The sequence below is a fragment of the Pseudomonas sp. GW821-FHT07E12 genome, assembly GCF_058986605.1.
Map to the genome: position 1 here is coordinate 19,210 of NZ_JBYSVX010000021.1, position 17,564 is coordinate 36,773.

Consider the following 17,564-nt stretch of genomic DNA (forward strand, 5'->3'; position numbering starts at 1 on the left):
GGGGCGGCCGCGTCTCGCACCACCGTTGCATTCATTGCTCGTGTTGCCACTTTCCTGGGAGGGATCATGAAGACGACCTACGCGCCCCCGCGTCGCACCACTTTATCGTCGGCGTTGCTGGCCGTTCTGTTGCTGTCCGCCGGACATGCCATGGCGCAGCAGGCTTCCGCCGATGCATCGGTTACCGAACTGGACAAGGTGATCGTGCGCGGCGTTCGCGCCGCACAGGCCGCCGCCATCGAGAACAAACGCACCGCCGCGCAGATCGTCGATTCGATCTCGGCCGAGGACATCGGCAAGCTGCCCGACGTCACCATCACCGATTCGCTGCAACGCGTGCCCGGCGTGCAGATCCGGCGCTCGGCCGGCGAGGGCTCGCAGCTCAACATCCGCGGCATGCCGCAGGTGCAGATGACCATGAACGGCGAGCTGTACCTCAGCGCCGGCGGTGGTGACCAGTACGGTCAGCCCAATCTCGGTCGCGGCCAGCCCGATTTCGTCGACATCCCGCCAACGCTGTTCTCCGGTGTGGACGTGATCAAGTCGTCGACCGCAGCCGATCTGGACGGCGGCATCAGCGGCACGGTATCGCTGAAGACGCGGCGCCCGTTCGAGTTGCCAGAAGGCTGGACGTTCTCGGCGCAGGCCGAAGGTTCCTACGGTGATCGTGTCGAGAAGTACAACAACCTGTTCTCCGGTCTGGCCAGCTATCGCAGCGAGCGCTGGGGCGGTCTGCTCAGCGTGTCGCGCTCGCGCTCGACGCTGGAAAACAAGCATCCGAGCGTGTACTCCAACGGTGCGCAGAAATCCACCGAGGCCAACGTCGGTTTCGATTTCAACGGCGATGGCGTGATCGGCAGCAATACCGATCCTGCCAACCTGCCGCGCGATTATTTCTACAACTGGGTCGCCACCGAGCTGGAAAACCGCACCACCGAGCGCGAGCGCACCGGCATCAACGGCTCGTTCCAGTTCAACATCAACGATTCTTGGACGCTGCTGGCCGATGCCGCGTACACCAAGCTGGAGGATCACGACACCTCGGTGGCCGCGCAACTGCACACCGGCTGGGCCACCGATCAGCTACAGCCCGGCTCGATCGTCGATCCCAACGGCGTGCTGGAGTACGGAATATTCCGCTACAACCGCTTCCAGGCGCACTCGATGGCCTCGGTCGCCGATTCGCACGCACTCAACACCAATCTGGAACTGCGCTTCGACAATGGCGGCCCGTTGCGCGCCAACTTCCGCTGGGTGCATGGCAGTTCCGAACGCACCTACACCGAAGCGCGCGCCGATGCGGTGGCCACGCGCGGCAGCCAGATCACCCGCGCCGACGGCAGCACCATCTGGGCCAATGCCAATGGTCTTGAGAACGTCGATGCCAGCATCGACTTCCGCGGCAAGTATCCGGCGGTGAACCTGATCACCGACGTGACCAATCCGGACAACTGGCAGCTGATGTCGACCTGGGCGCAGGGCAACAAGGTCAAGGCGACGATGGACGTGCTGCGTGCCGACGGCATCTTCGATTTCGATGACGGCGTGGTGCGCTCGTTCCAGTTCGGCCTGCGCTACGGCGAGCGCGATTTCCGCTACGACGCCTATCGCTATCTTTCACCGGTTTCCAGCAGCTGCAGCGACCCGCAACGCGCGCTGTACTACTACAAGGATCCGCTGATCAGCGACACCTGCTCAGGCGTGTCCGAGGCGCGGCTGCTGCCGTTCTCCTCGATTCCCGGTTACTGGAAGTACTTCAACGATTTCGATCCGATCAAGGTCAATGGCCTGGGCAGCGTCGGCCTGCCGGCGATCGACCCGAACGTGATGAAGGATCCGGTGGCTTATCTCAACAGCCTGTATCCGGGCAATGTCGCCTATCAGATGGCGTCCGACTCCTATCACGTCAAGGAGAAGAACAGCGCGGCCTATTTCATGGCCAACTTCGAAGGTGGCAGCGATACGCGCCTGCCGTGGAGCGGCAACCTCGGTGTGCGCATCGCGCAGACGCGGTTGTTGATCGACCAGTATCAAGTGAGTGGCGATGTCTACATCGGCAATGTCGACTGGAATGGCGTGAACCCGGCGATCGGTACCAACCGCATCGTCAACGAGTACACCGACGTGTTGCCGACCGCGAATCTGGCGCTGGACATCACCGCCGAGCAGAAGCTGCGCTTCGCCTACAACAAGGCAGTCGCGCGTCAGGATCTGCCGGATCTCGGGCGCGGTCTGGTGGTGTTCTACGCGGTCAACGGCACGCCACCGCGCAACCCGGACCTGCCGGCGGATGCGGTGCTGTTCCTCAACGGCCGCGCCGGCAATCCCGATCTGAAGCCGTTCCGCGCCGACAACTACAACGCCTCCTGGGAGTGGTACTTCGGCGACAACTCGCTGCTCAACGCCGGCGTGTTCCTGATCGACGTGAAGTCGTTCCCGGCCACGGTCACCTCGATCGAGTTGCTGCCTGACGCCGACGGCGTGGTGCGTGCGGGCGGCCCGGTGGAGCGCATCGTCAACGGCGGCGGCGGGCAGGTGCGTGGTTTCGAGGTCGGCTATCAGCAGGCCTTCGATTTCCTGCCGGGCTGGCTCAACGGCTTCGGCGCCAACCTCAACTACACCTACTCCGACGCCAAGACCGACAACAAGGACATCGAGGGCAACAGCCTGCCGATCGGCGACAACTCCAAGCACCAGGCCAACGCGGTGCTGTGGTACCAGAAGGACAAGCTGCAGGCGCGGCTGGCCTACAACTGGCGCAGCAAGCGTTTCAGCCAGTTGAACACCTCGGCGTGGGGCGATGAGCTGGCGATCTGGAACGAGGCGGTCGGTTACCTGGACGCCTCGATCAGCTACGACATCAAGCCGTACCTGACGGTCTACCTGCAGGGCACCAACCTCACTGGCGAGAGCGAACGCCGCTACGCGCAGTGGAGCAACCAGTACTTCGACCAGAACATCTTCGAGCGGCGCTACTACGCGGGTCTGCGGCTGCGGTTCTGAGCCACCGTTTTTACCCGCGCGGTGGACGTCCCGGTTCACCGCGTGCGGGGCAAGGTCCGGCCCAGCCGGACACCCTCCCATTCGGCCACGTCGGCGGGACACGGCGCGGCCATTTTTTTATTGGCGGGAGCGCATTTGTGGGAGCGACTTCAGTCGCGACTGAAGTCGCTCCCACAGAAAGCCACACTCCGATGCCGGCCGGCGATGCGCCTGCACGAAAGCTCCTCAAGCCTCGCCCGGCACCGCCGTAGAACCCCGCCGCACCAACGTGTAACGCATCGTGTGCTGGACCGGCGCGGCTGCCTCGCCCTGGCGATGCCGGCGGATATCCTCGACCAACTGGGTCACCGCCGTGCGACCCATCGCGGTCACCGGCTGACGGATCGTGGTCAGCTCCGGCCATACCGTGGTCGCCACCGGCGTGTCGTCGAAACCGGCCACCGACAGGTCTTCCGGAATCCGCAGTCCCAGTCCATGCGCCACCGCCAATGCGGCGGCAGCCATGTCGTCGTTGCTGCAGAACAGGGCGCTCGGACGCTGCGGACGGGCGAGCAGCGCTTGCGCGGCGGTCAGGCCGGAGCGGTAGGTGAACAATCCTTCGGCGATGTCTTCCGGCGCCACTGTCAATCCGGCCTCGGCCATCGCATCGAAGAAACCGTCCGCGCGCAGCGCGCTCGGCGCATGCGCCGGATCGCCGCGCACGAAGCCGATCCGGCGATGACCGAGTTCGAGCAGGTAGCGGGTCATCGCCAGTGCGCCCTGGTAATCGTCGATGCGTACCGCGCTGACTTCGACGACCGGCGCACCGCCGGCCACGGCGAGCACGGGAATGCCGCGCGCGTCCAACGTCGCAATGGTCGAGCGTGAGTCGCACAGGGGCGGCGGCAGGATCACGCCATCGACGCCGGCGGCGAGCAGGCGTTCGGTCGCGGCGCGCTGGCTGCGCAGCGAGCCGCACTTCTCGACCAGCACCTGATGCCCGTCGAGGCTGCTCTGTTCGAGCACGCCAAGCATGAATTGATTGAGATAGGCGGCGCTGGGATTGCTGTAAAGCAACCCGATGCGGATCTGCTGCGCGGTGCGCAGCGAGCGCCCGGCGAGGTTGGGGCGGTAGCCCAGCGCCCGTACCGACGCTTCCACCCGCACCCGCATGTCCTCGCCGACCTGCGGGTGACGGTTGATCACCCGCGAGGCGGTCATCGGCGAGACGCCGGCGTGCTGTGCCACATCCAGCAAGGTCACTGCGCCGCTTTTGCGACGTGGCTGTTGTCCCGCCATCTGGGAGTCGTCAGACGTTGCGCCGCGCGAATGCGGCGCAACGAGCTTACTCGTTCGGTGGCGTGGTCGGCTTGGCCTCGCTGCCGAATCCGCCATCGGCCTCGGCCGCCAGATAGGCGAACACGGTGTAGGCCGCGACGTTCTGCGCCAGCGCCTTCGGATCGATCTTGTCGAGCGTGTCGTCGGCGGTGTGGTGCAGGTCGAAGTAGTCGGTCCCGTCCTGTGCCAGCCACGCCCAGGCGCCACCCTTGGCCGCGATCGGGCCGATGTCCGGACCGGGGCCGCCCTTGGTCGGCAGGTACTCGATGCCCAGCGGTGCGAGCACCTCGGCAATCTGCCGGGTCGCTTCGCGTGAGCCTTCCGGCGCGGGCGAGCCGGTGTTGAAGCCGTAGATGCGGCCAGCGCCGAAATCGCTCTCCGCGCCGATCTGGTGCAGCTTCAGATCCTTCGCGTCCTTGCCGTGCGCGGCCGCGTAGGCCTTGCCGCCGTACAGGCCCTGCTCCTCGTTGGCGAAGGCGACCACGCGGATGCTGCGCTTCGGCGCCTGCTTGAGCTGGCCGATCAGATGGCCGGCCGCCATCGTGATGCCGACACCGGCACCGTCGTCGATCGCGCCGGTGCCCAGATCCCAGGAATCCAGGTGGCCGCCGATCACCACGACCTCCTGCGGCTTCTCGCGCCCGGTGATCTCACCGATCACGTTGTACGAGGTCGCCGTGCCATTCCAGCCGCAATCCAGGCTCAGCCGGATGCGGGTCGCGCCGCGTTCGAGCAGGCGCGCCAGCTGGTTGGCATCGGGTGCCGCCAGCGCGGCTGCCGGCACCGGCGTCAGGCCCTCGTCGAAACGGGTGATGCCGGTATGCGGCACGCGATGCGAGTCGGTGCCGGCCGAGCGCATCACGAAGCCGATCGCGCCCTTGCGGATCGCCTCGGACGGCGCACGACCGCGGATCGCGCCGCCATTGCCGTAGTCCTTGCCATCACGCGCCTTGACCATCTGGTAATCGACGAACGCGATCTTGCCTTCCAGCGAACCCTTCGGAGCCGCCTGCAGCGCGGCCAGATCGGCAAAGCGAACGACTTCACCTTCGACCGTACCGCCCGGGCTGCCACCCAGCGCGGTGATGTGCAACGGCTGTGCATGCGCGCCGAGCACTTCGGCAGCTTCGCTGCGCCGTTCCCATTTCGGGAAGGTCACCGGCTCGGTCCAGACCTTGTCGAACCCGAGCTGCGTGAACTTCGCCTTGGCCCAGGCCACCGCACGCGCGTCGGCCTCGCCACCGGCGATGCGCGGGCCGACCTCGGTGGTCAGCGACTCGACCACCTTCCAGCCGGTGTCGTCGGCCAGCGCCTGCTCGCGCAACTGCGCTGCCGTGCTCAGGGCCTTGTCGGGAATCTGCGTGACCGGCGCGGCAAGCACGCTCGAAGTGGCGAGGAGGGCAGCAATGGCGACAGCTAGGTAACGCATGGTCGGCTCCGGGAAGTGGGTTCTGTTCGCGTTCGGTGTGGACAAACTCTGATGGACTCGTCTTGCTGTTCGGTGCGGCGGGTGATCTTGTGGGAGGGACTTCAGTCCCGAGGCTTTGCCGATACGGCCCGTCGGGACTGAAGTCCCTCCCACAAGATCACCCACCAGCGCGAACAGCACCCAAGTCCCCTTGCACATGGTTGCGCGGTCTCCAGCAAGGGACTCGCATCTTCAAATCCCCGCACATGGATGTGCAGGCTCCTGCGAGGGATTCGCATCTTTGAATCCCCGCACATGGATGTGCGGGCTCTTGCGAGGGACTCGCACAAACGAAAGGCCACGAGCTTAGCAGCGCGTGGCCTTCCGTCCCCGTGCGGGAGGTCATCCTCCCGTGGCGGCGGTCACTTGCGGAGTGAGTCGCGGATCTCGCGCAGCAGCAGCACTTCATCGCTGGGCGGCGGCGGTGCGGCCGGCTCGGCGGCCTGCTTGCGGCTGAGCCTGTTGATCAGCTTGACCACCAGGAAGATCGCGAAGGCGACGATCAGGAACTGCACCACCGTGTTGATGAAGTCGCCGTAGCCGATCACCACGGCCGGGACTTCCTTGCCGGCGGCATCCACGGTTGCCGCCTTCAAGGTCCAGGCCAGCTTGGAGAAGTCGATCCCCCCGATCAGCATACCGATCGGCGGCATGATCACCTTCTCGACCAGCGAGCTGACGATCTTGCCGAATGCGGCACCGATCACCACACCGACCGCCAGGTCGATTACGTTGCCACGCATCGCGAATTCTTTGAACTCGCTCATCATTCCCATGATCCGTTCCTTTATCAGGTCACGGCACGCTGCCGCGGCCGCAATCCTAACGCGGGTCGGATCACCCCGGGATGATGACACCGTGACGTTCGGCGACATTTTCGAGCCGGGCGCTGAAGCGATCACCGGGCTTGAGCGCGGCCACGCCGGCCGGCGTGCCCATGAACACCAGATCGCCTGCCTTCAGCGCGTAGAGCTTGGACAGCTCGTGCAGGATTTCCGGCACGTTCCAGATCATCTGGTCCAGCAGCGATTGCTGACGCACTTCGCCGTTGACCTCCAGCGAAAGATTCAACGCACCCAGCTCACCGACTTCGCCGGCGTGGACCAGTTCGCTGATCGGTGCGGAATGATCGAAGCCCTTGGCGATATCCCACGGCAGGCCCTTGGCCTTGGCGGCGGCCTGCAGATCACGCCGGGTCAGGTCCAGGCCGACGCCGTAGCCGTAGATCAGCGTCTCGGCTTGTTCGACCGGCAACACGCCGGTCGGCGCATCCTGGCCGAGCGCGACCACCAGTTCGACCTCGTGGTGCAGCTCGTTGGTGCCGGGCGGGTAGGGGATCGCATCGCCATGGCCGACGACAATGGCATCGGCAGGCTTCATGAAGAACACCGGCTGTCCGCGCTCGGTCTTCGAGGCCGGCGCGCTCGCGCCCATCTCGCGCGCATGGTCGGCAAAGTTGCGGCCCACGCAGTAGATGCGATGTACCGGGAATGTTCCGCCGCCCACCACAGGGATGCGTGGAAGCTCGGGGGCAGGGATGACATCGCTCATGCAGGCGTCCTCAGTTGCGGTGAGGCGCGAGTCTAACAAGAGCGCATAAGGCCGTTGCAGGGGCCGGATCAGCGCGAGAGCGGCAACACCGGCTTGCTGACAACGTGATACTCGCCTTCGACGACGTTGCCGGGATTGGCTGCGGTCGCGCGCTTGCCCGGCTTGCCGAACAGTTTCCAGGCCAGGCCACCCAGGATCATCGCAGCCCCGACGAGTACGCCCAGGAACACCAGCACGGCCAGGATCGCCAAGCCGAGCAGACCGAAACCCAGCCGGATCAACGGATGGCGCGGCTTGCGGGGTTCGAACAGCTGGCGGACGGTGCCGAAATTGAAAAAGCGTGCGCGCATGGGAGACAGTCGCCTGTCGGGAAGGGCTGGGCGGGGAGTATCGTTGCAGTCGCAAGTGACTGCGTGAAAAGAACGTTAAACGGTCGCTTCCCTCGTCGGCTCGAAGGCTTGCGCCCCAAGGCGATGTCGGGTTGCCTGACCGTGACAGAATGCCGCTTCTTTCTTGCCGCCGTTTGTCGCCGATGACCGCTTCCACCACCCGGCTGCTTACGCGGCGCGACCAGATCCCCGACGGTGGCTTCGCCGAAGTCGAAGCGGAGATCGACGGCAGTCCCGAATCGCTGTTGCTGTATCGCGAAGGCCCGACGGTGCGCGGCTGGTTGAATGTCTGTCCGCATGCCGGGCGGCGGCTCGACTGGGCACCGGGACAGTTCCTCAAGAGCCGGGAGGGACAACTGGTGTGTGCGGCGCACGGCGCGGCATTCGAACTGCAGGGGGGCATCTGTGTTTCCGGCCCCTGTCGAGGGGAGGCACTGCGATCGGTCGATGTGCGGATCGACGGCGAGGACGTGGTGTTGGCTGGATGAGCGCGTGGCTCAGCGCCCCGACCACCAGAACAGCAGGTTGATCATCGGCACCATCACCAATACGTAGATCAGCGACAGCGGGCCGCCCACGCGCCACAGTTCGCGCGGCTGGTAGTTGGCCGGACCGGTGACCATCGAGATCACCGGGTTCGACGCGGTCATCAGGTTGTTGGATGCCGACAACGCCACGATCAGCGCGAACGCGGTCGGATTGCCGCCGGCCGCCAATGCCAGGTTCACTGCGATCGGCACCATCACGATGGTGGCGCCGACATGACTGATCACCAGCGAGAATGCGGTCGTCAACAACGCCAGCGCGACCTCGATCACCCAGATCGGGATGCCTTCGGGCAGCCGGTCGATGGTATGCCCGGCCACCCATGCCGCAGTGCCGCTGCTGTCCATCGCCCAGCCGAGCGGAATCAGCCCGGCCATCATGAAAACAGTCTTCCAGTTGATCGAGGCATAGGCCTCGTCCATGCGCAGCACGCCGGTGACCAGCATGAACGCCACACCGGTCATCAGTGTCAGCGCCACCGGCAACTTGGAGGTCAGCGCGATCAGGATGGTCAGCGCGAAGATCGACATGGCGATCTTGAATTTGTGCGGACGCTGCTCGCCCTTGGGATAGTCGGTGACCGGCACGAAGTCGCGGCTGTCGGCAGCCTGGGCGAGGTCCTGCCAGATGCTGTGCAGCACCAGCATGTCGCCGGCGCGCAGCGGCACCTTGCGCACGTCCTCGCGGATCACCTGCTTGTCGCGGTTGATCGCCAGCAGGCTGAGACCGAGTTGCTTGCGCAGCCGCAGGTCGCCCGCGCTCTTGCCGATGAAGCGCGAGTTCGGCGGGATCACCGCCTCGGAGATGCCGGCGCGGGCCGGATTGAACAGATCGCCCAGGTTGCGCAGCCGCGAGGACATGCGCAGGAAGTGGTTCTGCGCGAAATCGACCACGGCCTGGCGCGAGCCCATCACGCCGAGCACGCTGCCGACCCAGATGCGCATGTCCGCCGGCGGCGACAGGCGGGTGTCGTTGCCGGTCTTCAGTGCCAGCAGCAGGGGCGCGTCGTGCATCGCCTCGGCCTCGCCGAGCGCCATGCCGACCAGCGGGCTCTCGGCGCTGACCACCAGCTCGAACACGTCGCCCTCGATGCCATAGGTACGCGCGAAATAACTCTCGGTGCGCGCCGGGGTGACGCCGTCGTTGACCAGCGTCTCCTCCTCGATCAGCTTGCGATCGCCGTAGAAGCGGAAATACAGCAGCGCCGCGACCAGCAGCGCCACGCCGACCGGCAGTGGCGCGAACATGCCCAGCGGCTCGATCGTCGCCATGCCCGAGGGCAGGTTGTTGTTGGCCGACATCAGCAGGTCGTTGAGCAGGATCAACGGCGAGTTGCCGACCATCGTCAGCGCGCCGCCCATCACGATCATCGAGGCGATCGGCAGCAGCAGTCGCTGCAGCGTCAGCCGGGTGCGCGCGACCAGGCGCGAAGCCACCGGCAGGTACAGCGCCATCACCGACGGGTTCTGCATGAACGAGGAGTTGAGGCCGGAGATCGCCAGCGTCAGCATCACCAGCCGGTTCTCGTTGCCGTGCGAGCGCCGCAGCAGCCACGACGCCAGCCGGTTCAACGCGCCGGTGCGTTCCAGTCCAGCGCCGAGGATGGTGGTGGCGATGATGCTCATCACCGCGTTGCCCGAGAAGCCGCCGAAGATTTCCTCCGGCGCGATCAACCCGGTCACCCCGAGCACCACCAGCACGATCAGCGCCACTACGTCAGCGCGGATCCGCTCGAACAGGAACATCGCCATCGTGAAACCGACCAGCCCGAGTACGAGCCTCATGTCGTTGGTCAGCGTCAGCGCGGTATCCATTGGGGCCGGGATTCGAGATTCGGGATTGGGGATTCGTGGAGCAGGGTGACCGGTTGCAGGGGGTGTTGCTTTTACGAATCCCGAATCTCCACTCCCGAATCCCGGTCATAAAGCAGATCCCAAACGCCATGGCCCAGCTTCTGCCCGCGCGTCTCGAAATGGGTCTGCGGACGCCACTCCGGTCGCGGCACGTGGCCGCGTGGGCCGGTGCGGTTGACCAGGCCCTGGGTGGCATCCAGCACGTCCCACATCTGCTCGGCGTAGTCCCGCCAATCTGTGGCGGCGTGCAGGCGGCCACCCGGCCGCAGCTTGCGTACCAGCAGATCGGCGAACTCCGGCTGGACCAGGCGGCGCTTGTTGTGGCGTTTCTTGTGCCAGGGATCGGGGAAGTAGATGCGCACTTCGTCGAGTGCGCCGTCGGCGATCTCATTGCGCAGCACCTCGACCGCGTCGTGGTGGTACAGGCGCACGTGTTCGGCGTTGTCGGCCGCCAGCTCGTTGAGCAGCCGGCCCACGCCGGGCGCATGCACCTCGATGCCGATGTAGTCGCGGGACGGATCGTGCTGCGCGGCAAAGCGCAGCGCGGCGCCGTTGCCGAAGCCGATCTCCAGCACCTTGGGGGCGTTGCGGTCGAACAGCGCATCCAGATCGCGCGGCTGGCCGAGGTAGTCCACGCCGAAACGCGGCCAACGCTCGTCGAAGGCACGCTGCTGGGCCGGGGTGAAGCGACCCTGGCGCAGCACGAAGCTGCGTACCGCGCGGTGGCCTTCGGTGATGGTGAAGGGCTTGGCCGGCACCTTGGCGCCGCTGCTGTTGAAGGGATCGGTCATCTTGAGCCTGCCTTTGCGCAAGACAGGCTGCCGCCGGAGTCGCGGCCGATGCTGGCCGTTGCCTGGAGGCCGTTGGCGGCCGGGTGGGGGTTGGTTTCGAGGATCCGCTCCAGGTCCTTGGACCCGCCGGCGATGATCGGTGTGCCGGAGGCAATAAGTACGTTCATGTGCCGATTATGGCCTCTTACGCCCATGCAAGGGAGCGGATGGGCCGGGGTCATGGAAATGGAACATTGGCGCGCGAGCATGCGTGTCGGGTTGCCATAGGGGGATGGCGACACCGTTTCCATCATTCGAGGTACTTCGCGATGCTTGTTTCGCCCTTTCGCAGCCAGGGCAGGCTGCGCTGTGTGCCATGGCTTGCCCTGTCGGCCGCGCTCACACCCGCCCTCGCCACGGCTCAGGAGGTTGCCGGCCGCAGCCAGGTGCAGGACCTGGACAGCATCGTCGTCACCGGCCGTGCCGGCACCGGCGTGCGTACCAAGGCCGAGACCAGCTACTCGGTCACCAATATCGAGGAAGAGAGCCTGCGCCTGCAGGCGCCGACCAGCGTCACCGAGGCGCTGAAGTCGGTGCCCGGCTTCTGGGTCGAGGCCTCCGGTGGCGAGGCCAGTGGCAACGTCCGCGCACGCGGCGTACCGGTGGACGGCTTCGGTTCGGTGCAGTTGCTGGAAGACGGCATGCCGGTACAGCACGATCCGGCGCTGGGCTACCTCAACGCCGATCAGGCGTTCCGGCTGGACGAGACCATCGAACGCATCGAAGTGGTGCGCGGCGGTCCATCCCCGGTGTTCTATTCCAATGCCCCGGCCGGCGCGATCAACTTCATCCCGCGCCAGGTCGGCGACCATGCCGAGGGCCTGGTCAAACTGACCGTGGGCCGCGACAACCTGTACCGCACCGATTTCTGGTACGGCACACCGCTGGCCGACAGCGCCTGGAAGCTCGGCATCGGTGGCTTCTATCGCAGCGAGGACGGCGTGCGTGATCTCGGCTTCACCGGCAACCAGGGCGGCCAGGTGCGGCTCAACCTGGGACGTGAGCTGGAGAACGGGCGCATCAGCTTCGACCTGAAGCGGCTCGACGACAAGGTCGCGTTCTACACCGGCATCCCGATGCGCACCGACGCTGATGGCGAGATCCGCGCGGTGCCGGGTTTCGACGGCAACTACGGCACCGTCGCCGGACCGGAGACGGCGCACGTGCACATGATCACTGGCGATGGCGGCGACTATGACTTCGACAACACCCTCGGTACGCAGGTCAAGCGCACCCAGTTCAGCGTAGGGGCGCAGTTCGAACTGGGCGACGGCTGGCAGCTCAATGATCATCTGCGTTACAGCGACACCGAGACCCAGCGCAACGGCGTGTATCCCAACACCCTGCAGAGCGCGAGCAGCTTCCTGGCCAGTCGCGCCGCCGATCTGGCCTCGGTACCCGGCGCCAGCGCACTGCAACTGCGCTACGTGACCTCGCCGAATCAGGTCTACGACATCGCCAATCAGAACGGCAACGGCTTGATCATCCTCGCGGGCCTGCGCGGCGTCACCATGCCGGTGAACGAGCTGGCCAACGATCTGCAGTTCTCGCGTGCATTCGAGGCCGGCAGTCAGCGCCACAACGTCACCTTCGGCTACTACTACGCGCATATCGAGGAGGACTTCGACCGCTATTCGTCCGTCGCCCTGCTCGATGTGCAGGACAACGCGCGGCTGCTGGACCTGGTGGCGGTGGATGAGGACGGCAACGTGCTCAAGCAGTTCACCGACAATGGCATCACCCGCTACGGTTACGAGTGGGAGCACGCATCAGGCAAGCAGACCACGCATGCGCTGTACCTGGCCGATGAGTGGCAGATCGACGACGCCTTTCGCATCGACGCCGGCCTGCGCTGGGAACGCATGAACACCCATGGTTGGGTCGAGCAGAAGCAGACCGTCAACCTGGGCACGCCGGCCACCGCCAACATCCTCACCGGCAACGGTGTGTACGCGAATTACGACGACACCTTCAGCCGCCTGGCCTGGACCGTGGGCGCCAACTGGCAGTTCAGCGCCAGCCAGGGCCTGTTCGCGCGCTATACCTCCGGCAACCGTCTGCCGAGCCTGGGCAACTACATCACCAACGCCGGTGCCACACCCTACGTGCAGACCATGGATCTGGCCGAGATCGGCTACAAGTACTCGCAGCCGTTGCTGGATGTGTTCGCCACGTTGTTCTGGACGAAGTACGACAACGTCTCCTTCAGCAACTACGTGTTCAATGCCGATGGCGCGACGGTGGAGGAGCCGCAGTTCGCCAGCACGCGTACCTTCGGTCTGGAACTGGAGGGCGCGCTGCGCCCGGTCGACTGGTTCGATGTCAGCACCACGGTGACCCTGCAGGATCCGCAGTATCGCGGCCTGACCTATATGGACAAGACCGGTACGCTCAACGACTACGACGGCAACCAGCTGATCCGCGTACCCAAGATCAGCGTGCGCGTAGTGCCCGGCGTGAATCTGCTGCAGGGCCGGTTGCGGCTGCAGGCTGCCTGGGAATACGAGGGCGCGCGCTACGTGGATACCGCCAACTCGGTGCGCTTGCCGTCCTATGACGCGATCAACCTCAGCGCACGCTACGAGGTCAACGAGCGCCTGTCGCTGTACGGCTATGTCGACAACCTCACCAACTCGCTCGGCCTGACCGAAGGCAATCCGCGCGCCGGCGAACTGGCCAGCGCCGATCGCGGTGCCAACACCTTCATCGCGCGGCCGTTGCTCGGACGCAACTACCGCCTCGCCCTGATGTACAGGTTCTGACGGCGATGGGCATGCGCATCGCGAAGTGGAGTGCATGGCTGTGGCTGCTGCTGTGGCCACTGGGGGCATCCGCGCAGCAGGTCATGGTCATCGAGGGGACGCTCGATGACCACGATCGCCAGCACTACGTGCCGGTGCTGTTCGAGGTGCCGGCCGGTATCGCGCGGATCAGCGTGGACTTCAGCTATGAGGATCAAGGGCGTGCCGCGGTGGTCGATCTCGGCTTGCAGGGGCCGGCCGGGTTGCGTGGCTGGAGCGGTGGCAACAAGCGCAGCTTCACCGTGTCCGCCAGCGACGCCACGCCGTCATACCTGCCCGGACCGATCGAGCCGGGCCGTTGGCAGTTGCTGTTGGGCGTGCCGCACCTGCGTGCCGGCACGCGTGCGCCTTATCGCGCCCGCATCGAACTCACGCCGGTTGCGCAGGCCGACCACCTGCCGGCCTCGCAGCAGCCACGACTGGATAGCTCCGCGCGCTGGTATCGCGGCGATCTGCACATGCACAGCGGGCACAGCGACGGCAGCTGCGCCGCGCAATCCGGCGCGCGCGCTCCCTGTCCGTTGTTCCTGACCCTGCAGGCCGCGGCCGAGGCCGGCATGGACTTCATCGCAGTGACCGACCACAACACGATCTCGCACGTGCAGGAACTGGCCGCAGCGCAGCCGTACTTCGATCGCATGTTGTTGATCCCGGGCATGGAGATCACCACCTTCCAGGGCCACGGCAACGTGTTCGGCCTGCGCGCGCCGCTGGATTTCCGCGTCGGCGACACCACCGATTGGGCGGCGATCGCTCGCGAGGCCAAGCATCGCGGGCTGCTGCTGTCGGCCAATCATCCCGGCAATCCTTCCGACGAAAGCTGCATGGGCTGTGGATGGAAGCCTGCTGCTCCGCTTCCGCCGGGCAGCCTGGCGGCGGTGGAGGCGGTCAACGGTCTCGACGCCGACACGCCGACCTCGGGCATTCCTTATTGGGAGTCACTGCTGGCTGCTGGCGAGCACGTGACCGCGATCGGCGGCAGCGACAACCACGACGGCACGCTGCGTGCCGGCGTGCACGGACGCAGTCGGATCGGCGTGCCGACCACGGTCGTCTATGCCACCGGCTTGAGCGAGCGCGAAATCCTGGACGGCATCCGTGCCGGCCGTGTGTTCGTCGATGTGGAGGGCAGTCGCGACCGGCTGCTCGACCTGAGCGCCGAGGCCGGTGGGCGGCAGGTGGCGATGGGCGCACAACTGGTCGCGCCCGCGGGCAGCCAGGTCCGGATCGCTGTGGACGTGATGGCGCCAGCCGGTTCGCACCTCGTGCTGCGGCTCGATGGCCAGCCGTTGCCGGCATGGGCGGCACCGTTGGATAGCCCGGCGCGCGCGCGCCGCGATGGGGCCTGGACCAGCGATGGCGCGCGGCACTGGCTGCGTGCCGAGGTCCGTGATCGCGACGGGCACCTGCTGTTGCTGGGTAATCCGATCTACCTCAATTAAGTCGACTTCGGCCGGCGGCCGTGCGCGATTTCCATCGCACGGCTTTCCGTGGCGCGTACGCGGTGATGCAGGCCGCGCGGTGCGATCTCATCGTTGATTTCCACGCGATTTGCGGCCATCGGCCCTCGAAGACGCGCAGGAACGGCGCGATCTGTCCGGGAATGGATGGCACGTTCCAGGTCGCTGTGCCTCCGCATTTGGCGGCTGCGCCATGCCATGTGCGTTCGTGACATCATTGCCGGATGCGTGCCGAAAGGCGCGCGTTTTTGCTTTCATGCGGCACTGCAGCGTGAGTGCCGGCAAGGTTGGTGGAAGGATTTGTCCATTCGGCACCGTACGTGGACTGCCGCCCGCTGCAACATCTCGACCTCCAGAGGTTTCCTCATGGCTTCATCGATCCGTCAGATCCGCTCCCTGATGGCCGTCGCCATCGCTCTGGCCGCAGCCCCGGCCATGGCCGACTCGGCCTTCAACCAGACCGTCTTCTTCGGCGACAGCCTGACCGACAGCGGCTACTACCGTCCGCTGCTGCCGGCCTCGGTGCAGGCCGTGACCGGCCGCTTCACCACCAACCCGGGCTGGACCTGGGCCGAGTACGTCGCCGACTACTACGGCACCAACGCTTCGGCCAATGGCAACGGCCAGACCGGCGACAACTACGCGGTCGGCGGTGCACGGGTGGGCGTGGATTCGACCAATGCCCAACTCGGCGGCGTCGCAGTGCCGTCGCTGGCAACCCAGGTCAGCACCTATCTGACCAGCAACGGCGGCAAGGCCAATCCCAATGCCCTCTATACGGTGTGGGGCGGTGCCAACGATCTGTTCGCCGCAGCTGCGGCACCGGCCCAGGCGCAGACCATCATCGGCAGCGCCGTGACCACCCAGGTCGGCATCGTCGCCACGCTGGAGAGCGCCGGGGCACGCTATGTCATGGTGCCGACCCTCCCGGACGTCGGCCTGACACCCAGCTTCAACGGCAGCGCGACCACCAGCGCCCAGGCCACCGCGCTGGCCAGCGCCTACAACAACGCGTTGTTCTCCGGGCTGAAGAGCGCCGGCCTGCGCGTGATCCCGGTGGATACCTTCCACCTGCTGCAGGAAGTGGTCGCCAACCCGTCGCTCTACGGTTTCACCAATGCGACCAGTCCGGCTTGCACCGTGTCCTCGTCGTTGACCTGCAACCCGACCAGTCTGGTCAGCGCCAACGCCGCTACGACCTATGTCTTCGCCGACGGCGTGCATCCGAGCACCGCCACCCATCAGGTGCTGGGCGAGTACGCACTGTCGATCCTGGAAGCGCCGCGCCTGCAGCAGGTGCTGACGCATTCGGCGCAGGTGACCGGTCGTGCCCGTGCCGACCAGGTGGCCTGGCACATCGACGGCAAGCCGGAATCCGACGGCCTGCGCTGGTGGGGCAGCGTCCGCGGCGATACCCAGCGCTACGACCATGCCGACCTGTACGACGGCACCGCACCGGCCGGCCTGTTCGGCGTGGACTGGAACCGCGGCGACCTGGTATTCGGCGGTTTTGCCGGCTATGGCAGCCTGGATGCCGATTTCGGCAACAGCAAGGGCAGCTTCAAGCAGACCGACACCACCCTCGGTGGCTTCTTCGGCTGGTATACCGGCCCGGTCTGGGTCAACGCGCAGGTCAGCTATACCTGGCTGGGCTACGACGTGGATCGCAAGGTCCAGCTCGGCGCCGCCACCCGCGTCCACAGCGGCTCACCGGACGGCAGCAACCTGACCGCGGCGATCAACGCCGGCTACGAACTGGGCCAGGGCTCGGTGAAGCACGGGCCGGTGGTCGGCCTGACCTGGCAGAAGACCAAGCTCGATGGCTACACCGAGAGCAACTACAGCTCCAGCGCGCTCGGCTACGGCGATCAGGACATCGACTCGCTGGTCGGTCGCGTGGGCTGGCAGGTACGCCTGGATGGCGCGGCGATCAAGCCGTACCTGCAGGTCACCTACGACCACGAGTTCGAGGATCCGAAGGAAGCCACGGCCTGGTTGCAGACCATGCCGGACGTCGGCACCTACTACGTGCCGGGCCTGAACCTGGATCGCAACTACGCCAGCGTGGTGCTGGGCGCACGCACCGACGTGATGGGGCTGCAGAGCAACTTCGGCGTGACCAGCACCACCGCGCAGAAGCAGGCGAGCGACGTCACGCTGTTCGTCAACTTCGGCGGCAGCTTCTGAGTCATCGGTAAAAGCGCAAGATGACGAGGGGCTGGTTCGCCGGCCCCTCGTTGCATCTGGCGGTGTTTCACGCCCCATTGATGACGAACATCAGGAACTGCAGGAGCGGCTTCAGCCGCGACGGAGCTTTACACCGGTAACGCCACATCGCCGCTGAAG

General features: G+C 65.9%; 14 protein-coding genes. 5 read left to right on the forward strand and 9 right to left on the reverse strand.

Features of this window, described 5'->3' with window-relative positions; all coding sequences use genetic code 11:
- Nucleotides 1-66: 66 nt before the first annotated feature.
- Nucleotides 67-3,003 carry a TonB-dependent receptor gene (locus tag AC3WJE_RS12810; protein WP_493731192.1) on the forward strand — a complete coding sequence of 979 codons (2,937 nt, stop codon included), beginning with the start codon at nucleotides 67-69 and terminating at the stop codon, nucleotides 3,001-3,003.
- Nucleotides 3,004-3,228: 225 nt separating this feature from the next.
- Here AC3WJE_RS12810 and AC3WJE_RS12815 read toward each other — a convergent pair whose 3' ends face one another.
- The 5 genes from AC3WJE_RS12815 to AC3WJE_RS12835 form a co-directional block, all read right to left on the reverse strand.
- A complete protein-coding gene (locus AC3WJE_RS12815) occupies nucleotides 3,229-4,245 on the reverse strand; it encodes a LacI family DNA-binding transcriptional regulator (protein ID WP_493731193.1) in 1,017 nt (338 codons plus the stop codon).
- Between the two features lie 82 nt (nucleotides 4,246-4,327).
- A complete protein-coding gene (locus tag AC3WJE_RS12820) occupies nucleotides 4,328-5,749 on the reverse strand; it encodes a M28 family peptidase (protein WP_493731194.1) in 1,422 nt (473 codons plus the stop codon).
- Nucleotides 5,750-6,150: 401 nt separating this feature from the next.
- Entirely contained in the window at nucleotides 6,151-6,564 is a 414-nt protein-coding gene (gene mscL, locus AC3WJE_RS12825) for a large-conductance mechanosensitive channel protein MscL (protein ID WP_493731195.1), read from the reverse strand.
- A gap of 61 nt (nucleotides 6,565-6,625) precedes the next feature.
- A complete protein-coding gene (locus AC3WJE_RS12830) occupies nucleotides 6,626-7,339 on the reverse strand; it encodes a fumarylacetoacetate hydrolase family protein (RefSeq protein WP_493731196.1) in 714 nt (237 codons plus the stop codon).
- Nucleotides 7,340-7,407: 68 nt separating this feature from the next.
- On the reverse strand, nucleotides 7,408-7,689 hold the full coding sequence (locus tag AC3WJE_RS12835; RefSeq protein WP_493731197.1) for a hypothetical protein: 282 nt from the start codon (nucleotides 7,687-7,689) through the stop codon (nucleotides 7,408-7,410).
- Between the two features lie 182 nt (nucleotides 7,690-7,871).
- Here AC3WJE_RS12835 and AC3WJE_RS12840 point away from each other — a divergent pair, with 182 nt between their 5' ends.
- A complete protein-coding gene (locus tag AC3WJE_RS12840; protein ID WP_493731198.1) occupies nucleotides 7,872-8,216 on the forward strand; it encodes a Rieske (2Fe-2S) protein in 345 nt (114 codons plus the stop codon).
- A gap of 9 nt (nucleotides 8,217-8,225) precedes the next feature.
- Here the strand turns inward: AC3WJE_RS12840 and AC3WJE_RS12845 are convergent, their stop codons facing one another.
- The 3 genes from AC3WJE_RS12845 to AC3WJE_RS12855 form a co-directional block, all read right to left on the reverse strand.
- Nucleotides 8,226-10,088, reverse strand: coding sequence for an SLC13 family permease (locus AC3WJE_RS12845; protein ID WP_493731199.1), 1,863 nt, complete (start codon nucleotides 10,086-10,088; stop codon nucleotides 8,226-8,228).
- 71 nt (nucleotides 10,089-10,159) lie between these two features.
- Entirely contained in the window at nucleotides 10,160-10,918 is a 759-nt protein-coding gene (gene trmB, locus AC3WJE_RS12850; RefSeq protein ID WP_493731200.1) for a tRNA (guanosine(46)-N7)-methyltransferase TrmB, read from the reverse strand.
- Entirely contained in the window at nucleotides 10,915-11,085 is a 171-nt protein-coding gene (locus tag AC3WJE_RS12855) for a hypothetical protein (RefSeq protein WP_493731201.1), read from the reverse strand. The genes trmB and AC3WJE_RS12855 overlap by 4 nt, the downstream gene beginning before the upstream one ends.
- A gap of 183 nt (nucleotides 11,086-11,268) precedes the next feature.
- On the opposite strand from AC3WJE_RS12855, the gene AC3WJE_RS12860 reads away from it, so the two are divergent.
- Together AC3WJE_RS12860 and AC3WJE_RS12865 are read left to right on the forward strand one after the other, a co-directional pair.
- Nucleotides 11,269-13,719 (forward strand): TonB-dependent receptor, encoded by a 2,451-nt coding sequence (locus AC3WJE_RS12860; RefSeq protein ID WP_493731202.1) that lies wholly within the window; start codon nucleotides 11,269-11,271, stop codon nucleotides 13,717-13,719.
- An 11-nt stretch (nucleotides 13,720-13,730) separates the two neighbouring features.
- Nucleotides 13,731-15,200, forward strand: a complete 1,470-nt coding sequence (locus tag AC3WJE_RS12865) for a CehA/McbA family metallohydrolase (protein WP_493731203.1) — start codon at nucleotides 13,731-13,733, stop codon at nucleotides 15,198-15,200.
- Here the strand turns inward: AC3WJE_RS12865 and AC3WJE_RS12870 are convergent.
- Complete coding sequence (locus tag AC3WJE_RS12870) at nucleotides 15,197-15,319, reverse strand: hypothetical protein (RefSeq protein WP_493731204.1); 123 nt, start codon at nucleotides 15,317-15,319, stop codon at nucleotides 15,197-15,199. The genes AC3WJE_RS12865 and AC3WJE_RS12870 overlap by 4 nt on opposite strands.
- 265 nt (nucleotides 15,320-15,584) lie before the next feature.
- Between AC3WJE_RS12870 and AC3WJE_RS12875 the strand changes: the two genes are divergently transcribed.
- Nucleotides 15,585-17,405: an autotransporter outer membrane beta-barrel domain-containing protein gene (locus AC3WJE_RS12875; RefSeq protein WP_493731205.1), complete on the forward strand. Its 1,821-nt coding sequence runs from the start codon at nucleotides 15,585-15,587 to the stop codon at nucleotides 17,403-17,405.
- The last annotated feature ends 159 nt before the right edge of the window (nucleotides 17,406-17,564 follow it).